Source organism: Mycobacterium florentinum, from assembly GCF_010730355.1.
Taxonomy (GTDB): Bacteria; Actinomycetota; Actinomycetes; order Mycobacteriales; family Mycobacteriaceae; genus Mycobacterium; species Mycobacterium florentinum.
Genome location: NZ_AP022576.1, coordinates 1,098,328 through 1,116,296, shown reverse-complemented (window position 1 = coordinate 1,116,296; position 17,969 = coordinate 1,098,328). Strand labels below are relative to the sequence as shown.

Here is a 17,969-nt window from a genome sequence, read left to right as displayed (position 1 = left end):
GGACTCGGGTGGAGCTTCGGGGGACTCACATGGAACGTGGTGAGCGGGCACATCCGCTGACGCGGGGGCAGCTTGATATTTGGCTCTCGCAGGAAACCGGTTTCGCGGGTACCGAGTGGCAGCTTGGTCTTTTGGTGTTGATCGAAGGTCTCGTCCATCACGATTTGCTGCAGCAGGCGATCCGGCAAGTGGTCGGAGAGGCCGAGTCGGGCCGGGTCGCGTTCTTCGAGGCCGACGGCCACGTTTTACAAAAGGCGGTCGATTATCCGGATGCCGAGCTGGGCTTCTATGATTTCCGCGGCTCGGATGATCCCGTGCGAAAAGTACGTGAAATGGCGTCCTCAATTCAGCGCACGCCAATGCCATTCTCGGGTCCGCTTTTCATATTCACGCTATTTCAAACACAAGACAACGAATTCTATTTGTTCGCTTGCTGTCACCACATCGCCGTAGACGGTATGGGGATGGCGCTGGTGAGCCGCCGGGTAGCTACCGTCTATACGGCCCTGGTCGCCGGCGATCCGGTACCGGACGCGTACTTCGGTTCCTTGCAGGACCTGATCGACTGCGAGTCCGGTTACGAGGCTTCCGCCGACTACCAGGATGACCAGGCCTATTGGCAGGAACACCTGCCGACCGAAAGCGGATTCCATTACCGCTTGCCTCAGGTCACCGCCGAGCGTGACCCGTATCTGACATCAGCCTCGGTGCAGTTGGACCCGGCGGTTGTGGGCCGAATGCAACAGTTGACGAAACAGTTGCGGGTCCGCCGCTATTCGGCCATTACCGCCGCGTGTGCACTGTTGGTGCGCGGGTGGTCTGGCAACGCTTCCGAAGTGACGCTGGACTTCCCGGTCAGCCGCCGAGTGTCCGAAGCGTCGAAGAAGCTGCCCGCGATGCTTGCCGGCGTCGTTCCGCTGGTGTTGTCGACGGCACCGGATTCGACGGTCGCCGACTTTGTCGCCCATGTCGACATTCGAATTCGGGAACTGCTGCAACATCAGCGTTTCCCGGTGCATGCGCTCGAAGGCGAGGGCGGCGCCCGGCAGGGCGCTAATCGCGTGGGCGTCAACTTCATCCCGTCGCGCCTGACCCTGAACCTTGCCGGTGCCCCGGCACATGCGGGATACACGAACCACGGCCCGGTGGGCCACTTCGGCTTCTTCTTCCTCGGCGCCGGCGACCAGCTGTTCCTGAGCACGGCCGGACCCGGGCAGCCGTTCGCGAACTTTGACGTCGCCGACCTGGCGGCGAAGTTGCAGCAGGTGCTGCTGGCGATGGTCGAGGACCCGACCGCGACGCTGTCGTCGATCGCGGCGCTCGACGCCGACGACACGGTCCGCCTTGACGAGATCGGCAACCGGGCCGTACTGACGGAGCTCGCACCGGCGAAGGTGTCGATTCCGGCTACCTTCGCCAAACACGTGGAGCGCACCCCCGAGGCGGTCGCGGTGACCTTCGAGGGTCGATCCATGACCTACCGGGAACTCGACGAGGCCGCCAACCGGCTGGCGCACGTACTGGTTGGCGAGGGCGTCGGCCCGGGCCACGTTGTGGCGCTTCAGTTTTCCCGTTCGGCCGACGCGATCATCGCGATCCTGGCCGTTTTGAAGACCGGTGCCGCATACCTGCCCATTGACCCGGCTCTGCCGTCGGCGCGCACCGAGTTCATGCTTGCCGACGCCGCGCCCACCGCGGCGGTGACCACCGCGGACCTGCGGTCGCGGCTGGACGGACAGGATCTGGTGGTCATCGACGTCGCCGATCCCCGCATCGCGGCCCAGCCCAGTACCGCACTGCCGGCGCCGGACCCGGACAACATCGCCCACGTCATCTACACCTCCGGTACCACCGGGACCCCCAAAGGTGTTGCGGTTACGCACCACAACGTCACGCAACTGTTCGCCTGCTTCGATGCCGGCCTCCCGCGAACCGGGGTGTGGTCGCAGTGCCACTCGCTGGCATTCGACTTCTCGGTGTGGGAGATCTGGGCCGCCCTGCTCGGCGGCCGGCGGCTGGTGGTGGTGCCGGAGTCGGTGACCCGCTCGCCAGAAGACTTCCACGCCTTACTCGTTCGTGAACACGTCAGCGTGCTCACCCAGACGCCTTCGGCGGTCGGAATGCTGTCGCCCGAGGGGTTGGAGACCGCCGCCTTAGTGGTCGCGGGCGAGGCCTGCCCGCCTGAGGTCGTGGATCAGTGGGCACCCGGGCGAGTGATGATCAACGGCTACGGCCCCACCGAAACCACGGTGTGTGTGGCGATCAGCGCCCCGCTGGTACCGGGATCCGGTGTGGTGCCGATCGGTTCGCCGGTCCCGGGTGCGGCGTTGTTCGTGCTGGACAGATGGTTGAAGCCGGTGCCGCCCGGCGTGGTCGGTGAGTTGTACGTCGCCGGCGCCGGTGTGGCGTGCGGATATGTGCGGCGGGCCGGTCTGACCTCGTCGCGATTTGTGGCATGCCCGTTCGGGCAGCCGGGGGAGCGGATGTACCGCACCGGAGACCTGGTCTCGTGGGGCGACGACGGACAACTGCTTTACCTCGGCCGCGCTGACGAGCAGGTCAAGATCCGCGGGTATCGCATCGAGCTGGGTGAGGTCCAAGCCGCGCTGGCCGCGCTGGACGACGTCAAGCAGGCCGCGGTCATCGCCCGCGAGGACCGCCCCGGCGACAAGCGCCTGGTCGGCTACGTCACCGGCACCGTCGACCCCGCTGCGGCCCGCGCCAGGCTGGCCGAGCGACTGCCGGGCTACATGGTTCCCGCCGCGGTCGTCGTCCTGCAGACGCTGCCGCTGACGCCCAACGGCAAACTCGACACCCGCGCCCTGCCGGCGCCCGAATACCACAGTGTCGGCGGCGCTTACCGTGCCCCGACCACCGCGGTCGAAGAGGTGCTGGCCGGTATCTACTCCGAGATCCTGGGCCTCGAGCGGGTCGGGATCGATGATTCGTTCTTCGACCTGGGCGGCGACAGCATCCTGTCGATGCAGGTGGTGGCGCGGGCCCGGGCGGCCGGTGTGCTGCTGCGGCCGCGCGACATCTTCGTCGAGCAGTCGGTGGCCCGGCTGGCCCAGGTGGCCAATGTGGCCACCGGCGAGATCGGCGTGGCCGACGAGGGCCTCGGCGAGGTGGTGTCGACCCCGATCATCCGCTGGCTGCAGGACATCGACGGCCCGGTCGAGCAGTTCAACCAGGCGATGGTGATACAAGCCCCGACCGGCGTGACCGAGGCGGATGTGGCGGTGGTGCTGCAGGCGCTGGTGGATCGGCATGCGACCCTGCGGCTGCGTGCCGACGACGACGGCGCCGGCGGCTGGTCGCTGTGGGTGCCCGACGTCGGGACCGTCGACGCCGCCGCTCATCTGCAATCGGTCGATGAGCTGACCGACAAGGCGCTCACCGAGGCACGGTCGCGGCTGAACCCGGCCACCGGGTCGATGCTGAGCGCGCTGTGGGTCACCTCGACGTCCCAATTGGCGTTGATCATTCACCACCTGGCAGTCGACGGTGTCTCGTGGCGAATCCTGTTGGAGGACCTCAACATCGCGTGGGCCCAGCATCACAGCGGGCAAGAGGTGAAGTTGCCGGCGCCCGGGACGTCGTTCGCCCGGTGGTCGTCACTGCTCGAAGAGCACGCCCTTGGCGAGGCCGTCGTGGCACAGGCGGACGCCTGGCGGCAGGTGGCGTCCACCCCGGCGGTGTTGCCGGCCGTACAGCCCGCGGTGGATACGCACGCCAATGCCGGACGGTTGTCGGTGGACCTGGACGTCGACACGACCCGTCAGATCCTGGGCGAGGTGCCGGCCGCGTTTCACGCTGGGGTGCAAGACATTCTGTTGATCGCGTTCGGGTTGGCCTGGGCGGAATTCCTGGGCTCCCCGGGCAAGCCGCTCGGCATAGACGTCGAGGGTCACGGGCGACAGGAAGAACTGGCTCCATACCTGGACCTGTCGCGCACGGTCGGGTGGTTCACCACCAAGTACCCGGTGTCGTTGACCATCGGTGGTCTGGACTGGTCGCGGGTGGTCGCCGGCGACCCGGCACTCGGCGCGGTCATCAAAGAGGTCAAGGAACAGCTGCGGGCCCTGCCCGACGGATTGAGCTACGGTCTGTTGCGGTACTTGAACCCCGGGGTGGATCTGGCCGGAACCGACCCGGCGATCGGCTTCAACTATCTGGGCCGCATGGGCGCCTCGGCCGCCGAGCTCTCCGAGGACCTGTGGCGAGTCAGCCAGGATAGCCTCGAACTGGCCGGTGCGGCCGCGTCGATCCCAATGCCGTTGGCGCACACCGTGGAACTCAACGCCGGTACGGTCGACGGCGAAGCTGGTCCGCATCTGCACGCCAACTGGACCTGGGCGCCGTCGGCACTGGACGACACCCAGATCAACAGGCTCAGCCAACTGTGGTTCGAGGCCCTGGCCGGCATTTGCGCACACGTGCGTCGCGGTGGTGGCGGGCTGACACCGTCGGATGTGGCGCCGGCGCGCCTGAGCCAAGAGCAAATCGACGACCTGTCCCGGCAGCTGCGCATCGCCGACGTGCTTCCGCTGACCCCCGTGCAGCAGGGGCTGTTGTTCCACACCGCGCTCGCGGAGGGCTCTGGCGACGATCTGTACGCCGTGCAATTGGGCATCACGGTGACCGGCCCGCTGGATGCGAAGCGGCTGCGCGAGGCGGTGCAGACGGTGGTCAACCGGCACCCCAACCTGGCGGCGCGGTTCTGCCAGCAATTCGACGAGCCGATCCAGATCATCCCGGCCGAGCCGGTCATGGCGTGGCAGTACGCCGAAATAACCGGCGGCGAAGCCGAAGTCGACGAGCGGGTCCAAAAGCTGTGCGCCGACGAACGCGCCTTGGTGTGCGACATCGCCGACCAGCCCGCCTTCCGGGTGGCCTTGATCCGCACCGGGGACAACCGGCACCGGTTGGTGCTGACCATCCACCACATCGTGATCGACGGCTGGTCGTTGCCGATCCTGCTGCAGGAGATCTTCACTCTCTATTACGGGCAACGGTTGCCCGCGCCGCCGTCGTATCGCAGCTTCGTCACCTGGCTGGCCGAGCAGGATCGCGATGCCGCGCAAGCCGCGTGGGCCGAGGTGCTGGCCGGCTTTGACACGCCCACCCTGGTGAGTCCGCCCGGACAGGCGGCCGAGCGCGGCGTGGAATCGTATCGGGTGCCTGCCGACACGACCCAGGCCCTCACCGAGCTGGCGCGCTCGAACCACACCACCGTCAGCAACGTGCTGCAGGCGGCGTGGGCGCAGGTTCTGATGTGGCTGACCGGCCACCACGATGTCGCCTTCGGCACCGCCGTCTCCGGCCGGCCGACCGAGCTGCCCGGCGCCGAAGCGCTGGTGGGTCTGCTGATCAACACCGTGCCGGTGCGGGCCAGCGCCACCGCGACGACCACCATCGCCGACCTGATGGCCCAGTTGCAGCGGTCCCACAACGACACGATCGAGTACGACCACCTGGCGCTGCGGGATATCCACCGCGTGACGGGTCACGACCAGCTGTTCGACACGCTTTTCCTCTACGAGAACTACCCGGTCGACGCGGGGGCGCTGCTGGGCGTCCACGAGTTGGCCATCACCGATTTCAGCAGCCGCGAATTCAACCACTACCCGCTATCGGTGGTCGTGACGCCGGGCCACGAACTGAGCCTGCGCGTCGAATTCGACAGCCACGTGTTCGATGTCGCGACCGTGGACTCGTTGGTGGAGCGGTTGCGTCGGGTGTTGGTGTTGATGACGACTGATGCGTCGCGTCGGTTGTCGTCGATTGATTTGCTTGATGGTGATGAGCATGCGCGGTTGCAGGAGTGGGGCAACCGGGAGGTGTTGACGCAGCCCGCGAGCGTGCCGGTGTCGATTCCGGAGTTGTTCGCCGCGCAGGTCGCGCGCGCCCCGGAGGCGGTGGCGGTCAATTGTGGTGATGGGTCGTGGACCTACCGCGAGCTCGACGAGGCGGCGAATCGGTTGGCGCACGTGCTATCCGGGTGCGGGGCGGGTCCGGGTGAGCGGGTGGCGGTGCTGCTCAACCGGTCTGCCGAGGCGATCGTCTCGTTGCTGGCGGTGCTGAAGACGGGGGCGGCGTATTTGCCGATGGATCCCGCACACCCGAGGGCGCGGATGGAGTTCATGCTGTCGGACTCCGCGCCCATCGCCGCCCTGACCACCGCGGACCTGCGCGCGCGGCTGGAGGGCGCTGATGTGGCGGTCCTCGATGTCGAGGACCCGGCGATCGGCGCCGCACCGAACACCGCATTGCCGATACCCGCGGCCGATCACGTTGCCTACATCATCTACACCTCGGGCACCACGGGTAAGCCCAAGGGTGTGGCGGTCACGCACCGCAATGTGACCCAGTTGTTGGAGTCGTTGGACGCCGAGATGGAACTGGGGCAGGTGTGGACGCAGTGTCATTCGTTGGCGTTTGACTATTCGGTGTGGGAGATCTGGGGTGCGCTGCTGCACGGCGGCCGGGTGGTCGTGGTGCCCGACGCCGTGGTCCGCTCGCCGGAAGACCTGCATGCGTTGCTGGTCAGCGAACAGGTCAGCGTGCTGAGCCAGACGCCTTCGGCGTTCTACGCGCTGCAGGCCGCCGACGCGCTGCAGCCCGAGCTGGGACAGCAGCTCAAACTGCAAACCGTGGTCTTCGGTGGCGAAGCGCTTGAGCCGCAACGGCTGCAGACGTGGTTGCACAATCATCCGGGATTGCCGCGGATGATCAACATGTATGGCATCACCGAGACGACGGTGCATGCGTCGTTCCGCGAGATCGTCGACGCCGACATCGACAGCAACACCAGCCCGATCGGGGTGCCGTTGGCGCATTTGGCGTTCTTCGTGCTGGACGGCTGGTTGCGCCCCGTCGCACCCGGGGTGGTCGGGGAGTTGTATGTGGCCGGTGCCGGGGTGGCCGGCGGCTATGTCGGGCGCCCGGATTTGACGGCGTCGCGGTTTGTGGCGTGTCCGTTCGGTGGGCCCGGGGCGCGGATGTATCGGACCGGGGATTTGGTGTCCTGGGGTGCCGATGGGCAGCTGCGGTATGTGGGGCGGGCCGACGAGCAGGTCAAGATCCGCGGGTATCGCATCGAACTTGGTGAGATCCAGGCAGCGCTAAGCGGTTTGGATCACGTGGATCAGGCGGTGGTGATCGCCCGTGAGGACCGTCCGGGTGATAAGCGTCTGGTCGGGTATGTGACCGGGGCCGCGGACCCGGCCGAGATCCGCGCCCAGCTGGCCCAGCGGCTGCCGTCGTATATGGTGCCGGTCGCGGTCGTCGTGATGGATGCGCTGCCGTTGACGGTCAACGGCAAGCTCGACACTCGCGCGCTGCCCTCCCCGGAATACTCCGACGTCGACCACTACCGCGCCCCCAGCGACGCGGTCGAGGAAATCTTGGCCGGGATCTACGCCCAAGTACTCGGCGTCGAACGCGTCGGCATCGACGACTCCTTCTTCGACCTCGGCGGCGACAGCATTCTGTCGATGCAGGTGGTGGCCCGGGCCCGGGCGGCGGGTCTGGTGTGCCGTCCGCGTGACATTTTCGTCGAGCAGACCGTGGCCCGGCTGGCCCGGGTGGCCCGAATGGGCGGCGACGGCGATGGCGCGGCCGACGAGGGTCTTGGTGAGGTCATTTCCACCCCGATCGTTCGGTGGCTGCACGACACCGACGGTCCGGTCGAACAGTTCAATCAGACGATGGTGGTGCAGGCCCCCGACGGCGTGACCGAAGCCGACGCGGCGGTCGTGCTGCAGGCGCTGGTGGATCGGCACGCGATGCTGCGGCTGCGGGTCGACGACGACGGCGCCGGTGGCTGGTCGCTGTGGGTGCCCGAGGTCGGCTCGGTGGATGCCGCCGCCCTGCTGCGGTCGGTCGACGCGTTGTCCGACGAGGCGCTCGTCGAGGCGCGGTCACGGTTGAATCCGGCCGCCGGGGTGATGCTGAGCGCGTTGTGGGTTGGTTCCACGTCGCAGTTGGTGCTGATCGTTCACCACCTGGCCGTCGACGGGGTGTCGTGGCGAATCCTGTTGGAAGACCTCAACATTGGCTGGGCCCAGCACCACAGCGGGCAAGAGGTGGCGCTGCCGGTGCCGGGCACCTCGTTCGCCCGGTGGTCGTCGCTGCTGGACCAGCACGCGCGTGTCCCCGCAGTCGTCGCCCAGGCCGAGGCATGGCGGCAGGTGGCCTCGGTGCCCGCCGCGTTGCCGGCCGTGCGCCCCGAGGTGGACACCTTCGCCACGGCCGGACAGTTGTCGGTCGGGCTGGACGTCGAGACGACGCGGGCGCTGTTGGGTGAGGTGCCGGCGGCGTTTCACGCTGGGGTGCAAGACATTCTGTTGATCGCGTTCGGCCTGGCCTGGGCGGAGTTCCTGGGTAACGGCGGCGCCCCGATCGGCATCGACGTCGAGGGCCACGGCCGCCACGAGGAATTGGCCGCCGACGTGGACCTGTCGCGCACGGTCGGCTGGTTCACCACCAAGTACCCGGTCTCGCTGACCGTCGGCGAGCTGGGCTGGACACAGGTGGTCGCCGGTGACACCGCGCTGGGGCCGGTCATCAAGGACGCCAAGGAGCAGCTGCGCGGCCTGCCCGACCCGCTGACCTACGGACTGCTGCGCTACCTGAACCCCGATGTCGACCTGGACGGATCCGACCCGGCGATCGGCTTCAACTACCTGGGCCGTCTCGGCGCGGGCGCCACCGACCTCTCCGGTGACCTGTGGCAGGTCTCCCAAGACGACCTGCCGGCGGTGGCGGCGGCGACGGCCGTCGCCATGCCGCTGGCACACACCGTCGAGCTCAACGCCGGCACCATGGACACCGAGGGTGGCCCGCAGCTGCAGGCCAACTGGACCTGGGCGTCCTCGGCGCTGGACCAGACTCAGATCGATCGGTTGAGCCAGTTGTGGTTTGACGCGCTGTCGGGCATCTGCGCACACGTGCGCGCCGGCGGCGGTGGCCTGACGCCGTCGGATCTGGCGCCGGCGCGGATGAGCCAGCAGCAGATCGACGAACTGCAGCAGACCGACCAGATCGCCGATGTGTTGCCGCTGACCCCGCTGCAGCAGGGCCTGTTCTTCCACGCCAGCACCGCCGAGGACCTCGGCGTCAGCGGCGACGACCTGTACGCGGTGCAGCTCGACATCAGCATCACCGGTGCGGTCGACCCGGACCGGTTGCGCAATGCGGTGCACACCGTCATCACCCGGCACCCGCACCTGGTGGCCCGCTTCAGCGGTGATTTCGACGAGCCACTGCAGATTCTGCCCGCCGAGCCCGAATTGACTTGGCAGTACCTCGAATTGGACGAGGGCGACGTCGACGACCAGATTGAGCGGCTATCCGCGGCCGAACGTGGCGCCGTCTGCGATCTCGTCGGCAAGCCGGCTTTCCGGGCGGCCTTGCTGCGCACCGCGGCAGACCAGTACCGGTTCGTGTTGACCAACCACCACATCGTGCTGGATGGCTGGTCGAAACCGCTTCTGCTGCAAGAGATTTTCGCCAGCTACTACGGCGCCAAGCTTCCCGCGGCCGTGGCTTACCGCCGGTTTGTCACCTGGCTGGCCGATCAGGATCGCAGTGCGGCCCGGGCGGCGTGGCGCGAGGTGTTCGACGGGTTCGACACACCGACCCTGGTCGGGCCGCCGCAACGGATGGGTCTCGGGGCGCGGGCCGTCGAAGAGTTCCAGGTGTCCGCCGAGACCACCCAAGCGCTGAGCGAGCTGGCCCGGTCCTGCCGCACCACTGTCAGCACCGTGCTGCAGGCGGCCTGGGCTCAGTTGCTGATGCGGATGACCGGTCAGCCGGACGTGGCCTTCGGCACCGCGGTCTCGGGGCGGCCGACCGACCTGCCCGGCGCGGAATCCATTGTGGGCCTGATGATCAACACGGTGCCGATTCGGGCCAACATCAACTCGGCCACCACGATTGGCGATCTGCTCGACCAACTGCAAGGCTCTTACACCGAAACACTTGAACACCAGTACTTAGGGTTGAACGAAATCCATCGAATTACCGGGCACGACCAGCTGTTTGACACTATGTTCGTCTACGAGAACTACCCGATCGACACCGCAGCGTTGTCGGGCGTTCAGGATCTAACGATCACCAAGTTCACGAACCGCGAGTACAACCACTACCCGCTGTCAGTGCAAGCCGTGCCGGGCCACGAACTGGGTCTTCGCATCGAATATGACACCGATGTCTTCGACAAGGCCAGTATCGAAACGTTGGTCGAGCGGTTACGGCGAGTGCTGGTAGCCATGACCGACGATGCAGGGGATGAGTAATGGCCGACGGAAAACGGCGGCTCTTATCGATTGATCTCCTCGACGGCGGTGAAGTCGCACGGTTGGACGAGTGGGGCAACCGTGCTGTCCTGACCCGCTCCGTGGTGGGCGTGACGATCACGGAATTGTTTGCGGCGCAGGTCGCGAATGCTCCGGAGGCCGTGGCGCTGGCGTGCGGGGACCGGTCCTGGACCTACCGCGAACTCGACGACGCCGCGGAGCGATTGGCGCGGGTTCTCGCCGGACATGGTGCGGGCCCGGGTCAGACTGTGGCACTGCTGTTTTCGCGATCGACCGAAGCGATCGTGTCGATGATGGCGGTGCTCAAGGCCGGAGCGGCCTATCTGCCGATCGACCCCGCACTGCCCGATGCGCGCGTGGAGTTCATGCTCGGCGACGCCACGCCGGTCGCAGCGGTCACGACCGCGGCCCTGCGGTCGCGATTCGACGGGGCCGATCTGGTCGTCGTCGACTTCGACGACCCGGGCGCCGACCCCGGCACCGAGTTGTCGGCGCCGGCGCCGACAGACCTGGCCTACATGATCTACACCTCGGGTACCACCGGGGTGCCCAAGGGCGTGGTGATCACCCACCAGAATGCGACGTCGCTCCTCGAGAAACTGCACTCGGGCGTGCCGGCCGGACCCGGGCAGGTGTGGTCGCAGTGGCACTCCTACAGTTTCGACGTCTCGGTGTGGGAGATCTTCGGCGCCCTGCTGCACGGCGGGCGGCTGGTGATCGTTCCCGAAACTGTGGCGAGTTCACCCGACGACCTGCACGCGCTGCTGATCGCCGAAAAGGTCAGCGTCCTATGCCAAACCCCTTCTGCCGCAGCGATGTTGTCGTCCGAAGGCTTGGAGTCCACGGCGGTGTTCGTGGCCGGCGAGGCGCTCCCGTCCGAGGTGGTGGATCGGTGGGCGCCGGGACGGGTGTTGATCAACGCCTACGGTCCGACCGAGGGCACGATCTATGCGGCGATGAGCTCGCCGTTGACGCCGGGTGCGCCGGCGCCGATCGGTGTGCCCGTGCCGGGTGCGGCGTTGTTCGTGTTGGACAAGTTCCTGCGACCCGCCCTCGAGGGCGTGACCGGTGAGCTGTACATCGCCGGCCGCGGGGTGGCCACCGGGTACCTGCGCCGGTCTCCGTTGACGGCGTCGCGCTTTGTGGCGTGCCCTTTCGGCGAGCCGGGGGCCCGGATGTATCGCACCGGAGACCTGGTGCGCTGGGGCGCCGACGGGCAGTTGCAGTACCTGGGGCGGGCCGACGAGCAGGTCAAGATCCGCGGCTACCGCATCGAATTGGGCGAAGTACAAGCGGCTTTGGCCGGCCTGGACGGGGTGCAGGCCGCGGCGGTGATCGCCCGCGAGGATCGCCCGGGCGACAAGCGACTGGTCGGTTACGTCACCGTCACCGCGGATGTGGACCCCGCGCAGATGCGCACCGCGCTGGCCGAGCGGTTGCCGGCCTACATGGTCCCTTCGGCGATTGTCGTGCTCGACACGCTGCCGCTGAATGTGAGCGGCAAGCTCGACAGGCGCGCCCTGCCGGCGCCCGAATACGCCGGCGGCGGCGAATATCGCGCGCCGTCCGATGCGGTCGAGGAGATCTTGGCCGGGATCTACGCCCAGGTGCTGGGCGTCGAGCGGGTCGGCGTCGACGACTCCTTCTTCGACCTCGGCGGCGACAGCATCCTGTCGATGCAGGTATCGGCGCGTGCCCGCGCGGCCGGCGTATTGTGCCGTCCCCGAGACATTTTCGTCGAGCAGACCGTGGCCCGGTTGGCGCGGGTGGCCACGATGACCGATGGCGCCGACGGCGTCGTCGACGAGGGCATCGGCGAAGTGGTCGCCACCCCGATCATCCGCTGGCTGCAAGGCGTGGTGGGCCCCGTCGAGCAGTTCAACCAGACGATGGTGGTGCAGGCTCCGTCCGGGGTGACCGAGGCCGACGTGGCGCCCGTGCTGCAGGCGTTGATCGACCGGCACGCCACCCTGCGGTTGCGGGTCGAGGACGACGACGCGGGCGAATGGTCGCTGCAGGTGCCCGAAGTCGGGACCGTGGATGCCGCGGGCCTGCTGCAGTCGGTCGAGGTCTTGTCCGACGAGGCGCTCGTCGAGGCACGGTCGCGATTGAACCCGGCCGCCGGAATCATGTTGAGCGCGTTGTGGGTTGGTTCCACGTCGCAGTTGGTGCTGATCATTCACCACCTGGCCGTCGACGGCGTGTCGTGGCGAATCCTGTTGGAAGACTTGAACATTGCCTGGGCTCAACATCACAGCGGACAGCCGCTGGCGTTGCCCCCGGGCGGGACGTCGTTCGCCCGCTGGTCGTCGCTGCTCGAGGAGTACGCGCAGCGCCCCGCGGTCACCGAGCAGGCCGAGGCGTGGCGGCGAGTGGCCTCGGTGCCCGCCGCGTTGCCGGCCGTGCGCCCGGAGGTGGACACCTACGTCAGCGCCGAACAGCTATCGGCCGAGCTGGACGTCGAGACGACGCGGGCGCTGTTGGGCGAGGTGCCGGCGGCGTTTCACGCTGGGGTGCAAGACATTCTGCTGATCGCGTTCGGGTTGGCGTGGGCGGAATTCCTGGGCACCGGCGCCTCGCCGATCGGCATCGGCGTCGAGGGCCACGGGCGCCACGAGGAATTGGCACCCAACGTGGACCTGTCGCGCACGGTCGGCTGGTTCACCACCAAGTACCCGGTCTCGCTGGCCCTCGGCGGTCTGGACTGGGCGCAGGTGGTCGCCGGTGACGCCGCGCTGGGGCCGGTGATCAAGGATGCCAAGGAGCAGTTGCGCGGCCTGCCCGACCCGCTGACCTACGGACTGCTGCGCTACGCGAACAACGACGTCGACCTGCACGGCAGCGACCCGGCGATCGGCTTCAACTACCTGGGCCGGCTGGGCGCCGGCACGGCGGCGGAGTTGTCCGGCGATTTGTGGCGGATCTCCGAAGAAGGTCTGTCGGTCGCCGGCGCGGCCACCGCGGTGCCGCTGCCACTCATGCACACGGTCGACCTCAACGCGGGCACCATGGATACCGAGGCGGGCCCGCACTTGCACGCCAGCTGGACCTGGGCGCCCTCGGCGCTGGACGGCGAGCAGATCGCCCGGCTGAGCAAGCTGTGGTTCGAGGCGCTGTCCGGCATCTGCGCGCACGTGCGCAATGGCGGGGGCGGCCTGACGCCGTCCGACCTGGCGCCCGCCCGGCTGACCCAGCAGCAGCTCAACGAACTCGAGCAGCAATACCACCTCGCCGACGTATTGCCGCTGACGCCCGTGCAGCAGGGTCTGCTGTTTCACGCCAGCGTCGCCCAGGGCGGCGACAACGGCGACGACGTCTATGCGGTGCAGCTGGGCATCACGATCGCCGGAGCCATCGACCCGCAGCGGCTGCGCGAGGCGGTGCAGACGGTGGTCAACCGGCACCCCAACCTGGCCGCCCGGTTCTGCGCTCAGTTCGACGAGCCGGTGCAGGTCATTCCGGCTGAGCCCGTCATGGCCTGGCGCTACATCCAGCTCGACAGCGACGAAGCCGGCCACGACGAGCAGATCGAGGCGCTGTGCGCCGACGAGCGCGACGCGGTCAGCGACCTGCTCGGCCGGCCCGCCTTCCGCGCGGCGTTGATCCGGACCGCCGAGAACAAGCACCGGTTCGTGCTCACCAACCACCACATCGTGATGGACGGGTGGTCGCTGCCGATCCTGCTGCGCGAAATCTTCGCCAGCTACTACGGCGAGCGGCTGCCGGCGCCCCCGTCGTACCGCAGCATTCTCACCTGGCTCGCCGAACAGGACCGCGCCGCGGCCCAGGCGGCGTGGCGCGAGATGTTCGAAGGCTTCGACAACCCGACCCTGGTCGGGCCCGCCACCCGGATTGCGCTCGGGCGGCGACGCGTCGATTCGTACCGGGTGTCCGCCGAGACGACCCGCGCGCTGAGCGCGCTGGCCCGCTCCTGCCACACCACCGTGAACACGGTGCTGCAGGCCGGGTGGGCACAGCTGCTGATGTGGCTGACCGGCCAGCGCGACGTCGCGTTCGGCACCGCGGTCTCCGGCCGTCCCCCCGAGGTGATCGGCTCGGAATCCATTGTGGGCCTGCTGATCAACACCGTTGCGGTACGGGCGAACACCACCGTGTCCACCACCATCGGCGACCTGCTCGACCAGCTGCAAACCGCGCACAACAACAGGCTCGAGCACGAGCACCTGGGCCTGTCCGACATTCACCGCGCCACCGGCCACGACCAGTTGTTCGACACGCTGTTCCTCTACGAGAACTACCCGATCGACACCAACGTGCCGGTGGGCGTGCACGAGCTGGCCATCACCGACGTCACCAACCGCGAATACAACCACTACCCGCTTTCCGTGATGGCCTTGCCGGGCCACGAACTGGGCATCCGCGTCGAGTACGACACCGACGTGTTCGACCCGGCCAGCATCGAGACTCTGGTGGAGCGGTTCCAGCGGGTGCTGATGGCCATGACCGCCGACCCGACCCAGCGGCTGTCGGCGATGGACGTGCTGGACGCCGGCGAGCATGCCCGCCTGGACGAGTGGGGCAACCGCGCCGTGCTGACCCAGCCGGTGCAGGGCACCACGATCCCGAAGATGTTCGACGCGCAGGTGGCACGCACCCCGGACGGGGTGGCGCTGGTGGACGGCGAGCGGTCGTGGACCTACCGCGAGTTCGACGAGGCGGCCGAGCGGTTGGCTAGGGTGCTGGTCAGCAAGGGCGCGCGCCCGGGTGAATGCGTGGCGCTGCTGTTCAACCGGTCGGCCGAGGCGATCATCGCGATGGTGGCGGTGCTCAAGTCCGGGGCGGCCTACCTCCCGATCGACCCCGTCATGCCCGACGCGCGGCTGGAGTTCATGCTCGGTGACGCGACACCGGTCGCCGCGGTGACCAATGCGACCATGCGGTCGCGCTTCGACGGGGCCGATCTGGCGGTCATCGACGTCGACGATCCCGACCTGGCCATCCCCTCGGACATCACCTTCCCGGTGGCGGCGCCGGAGGATCTGGCGTACACGATCTACACCTCGGGGACGACCGGGGTGCCCAAGGGCGTGGCGATCACCCACCACAACGCGACGTCGCTACTGGAAGCACCCGACCCCGGCGCTCCGACCGGCCCGGGACAGGTGTGGTCGCAGTGGCACTCCTACAGCTTCGACGTCTCGGTGTGGGAGATCTTCAATGCCCTGCTGCACGGTTCGCGGCTGGTGGTGGTGCCCGATTCGGCGGCGGCGTCCGCACACGAGCTGCGCGACCTGCTGGTCGCCGAGCAGGTGACCGTGGTGGGTCAGACTCCGTCGGCGCTGGCGATGATGCCGGGCGAGGGGCTCGAGTCCGCGACGTTGGTGATGGCGGGGGAGGCATCGCCGAACGAAATAGTGGATAAGTGGGCGCCGGGCCGCGTGATGATCAACGCCTACGGCCCGACCGAAGCCACCATCTACGCCGCGATCAGCGCGCCGATGAAGGCCGGCGAGGGCGCCCCGATCGGCGTGCCGGTGCCGGGCGCGGCACTGTTCGTACTGGACAAATGGTTGCGACCGGCGCCTGAGGGTGTGGTCGGTGAGCTGTACATCGCCGGCCGGGGTGTGGCCGTCGGCTATCTGCGCCGGGCCGGTCTGACCGCGTCGCGGTTCGTCGCGTGCCCGTTCGGCGGATCCGGGGCGCGGATGTATCGCACCGGCGACCTGGTGCGCTGGGGCGCCGACGGGCAGTTGCAGTACCTGGGGCGGGCCGACGAGCAGGTCAAGATCCGCGGCTTCCGGATCGAACTCGGCGAGGTTCAGGCGGCGCTGGCCGCCCTCGAAGGCGTGCAGGCCGCGGCGGTGATCGCCCGCGAGGATCGTCCGGGTGACAAGCGGCTGGTCGGGTATGTCACCGTCACCGGCGACGTCGATACCGCCGCGATGCGCAGTGCGCTGGGCGAGCGGCTGCCGGCCTACATGGTGCCGACGGCGGTGGTCGTGCTCGACACGTTGCCGCGCACCGTCAACGGCAAGCTCGACAAACGAGCGCTGCCCGCACCCGAATACCAGAGCGCGCTCCGCTACACCCCGCCCGCGACACCCACCGAGGAGATCGTGGCCGGGATCTACGGCCAGGTGCTCGGTATCGAGCGGGTCGGCGTCGAGAACTCCTTCTTCGACCTGGGCGGCGATTCGCTGTCGGCGATGCGGGTGGTCGCCGCGATCAACACGGCGTTCGATTCCAACCTCTCGGTGCGCACGCTGTTCGAGGCGCCGTCGGTGCGTACCATGAGCCAGCGTCTCGACAGTGACGACGACTCCGACGAGACCGATGCCCACGGCCCGAGTTACGTTGCCGTGCACGGCCGCGACACCGAGGGGCTGCGTGCCAGCGACCTCACCCTCGACAAGTTCATCGACGAGACGACGCTGCTCGGCGCTCCGACGCTGCCGGCCCCGAGCGCCGAAGCGCGTACGGTGCTGTTGACCGGGGCGACCGGCTTCCTGGGCCGTTACCTGGCCCTGGAGTGGCTCAAGCAACTGAAACGTGTTGACGGCAAGCTGATCTGCCTGGTGCGAGCCGGCTCCGATCAGGAGGCGTGGCGCCGCCTGGAGAAGACGTTCGACAGCGGCGACCCGCAGCTGGTGGACCACTTCCACCAGTTGGCCGCCGACCATCTCGAGGTTGTCGCCGGCGACAAGGGCGAAGCCAATCTGGGTCTCAACGACGAGACCTACCAACGGCTGGCCGACACCGTCGATCTGATCGTCGACTCGGCCGCCGTGGTCAACGGCGTGCTGCCCTACCGAGAGCTGTTCGGGCCCAACGTCGTTGGCACCGCCGAACTGATCAAGTTTGCTCTGACCTCGCGGATGAAGCCGTATGCCTTTGTGTCGACCTCGGACCTCGGTCGCCAGATCGAGCCGGCGTTGTTCACCGAGGATGCCGACATCCGGGCGATCAGTCCCACCCGCGTCCTCGACGGCAGCTACGCCAACGGCTACGGCAACAGCAAGTGGGCAGGTGAGGTGCTGCTGCGCGAGGCCAATGACGCGTTCGGGCTTCCGGTTTCGGTGTTCCGCAGTGACATGATCCTGTCCGACGTCAGCTACGCGGGTCAGTTCAACATGACCGACGTCGTCACCCGGATGATCCTGAGCCTGGTGGCCACCGGAGTCGCGCCCGGTTCGTTCTATCAGCGCGACGAAAACGGTAATCGGCAGCGGGCGCACTACGACGCGCTGCCGGTCGAATTCGTCGCCGAGTCGATCGCCACCCTCGGGGCCCAGGTGGTCGACGGGTTCGAGACCTACCACGTGATGAACCCGCACGACGACGGCATCGGAATCGACACCTACGTCGACTGGCTGATCGAGGCCGGCTATCCGATCCAGCGCATCGACGACTTCGCGGAATGGGTGCGGCAGTTCGAGACCGGCCTGCGGGCCCTGCCGGATCGGCAGCGCCAGCACTCCGTGCTGCAGATGCTGCAGTTGATGCTGCACAACCCCGAGCAGATACAACCGCTCGAGCCGACCCGCGAGTCGTTCGCGCCGACCGACCGGTTCCGTGCCGCGGTGCAGGAAGCGAAAATCGGTGCGGACAACGACATCCCGCACATTTCGGCACCGGTGATCATCAAGTACGTCACCGACTTGCAGCTGGTGGGACTGCTCTAGTCCC

Annotated in this window: 2 protein-coding genes; both read left to right on the top strand. The window is 67.8% G+C overall.

Annotation, left to right across the window (positions count from 1 at the left end; genetic code table 11):
• The first annotated feature begins 29 nt into the window (after positions 1–29).
• Positions 30–10,301, top strand: a complete 10,272-nt coding sequence (locus G6N55_RS05165; RefSeq protein ID WP_163667170.1) for a non-ribosomal peptide synthetase — start codon at positions 30–32, stop codon at positions 10,299–10,301.
• On the top strand, positions 10,301–17,965 hold the full coding sequence (locus G6N55_RS05160; RefSeq protein WP_085225674.1) for a non-ribosomal peptide synthetase: 7,665 nt from the start codon (positions 10,301–10,303) through the stop codon (positions 17,963–17,965). The genes G6N55_RS05165 and G6N55_RS05160 overlap by 1 nt, the downstream gene beginning before the upstream one ends.
• Positions 17,966–17,969: the final 4 nt, after the last annotated feature.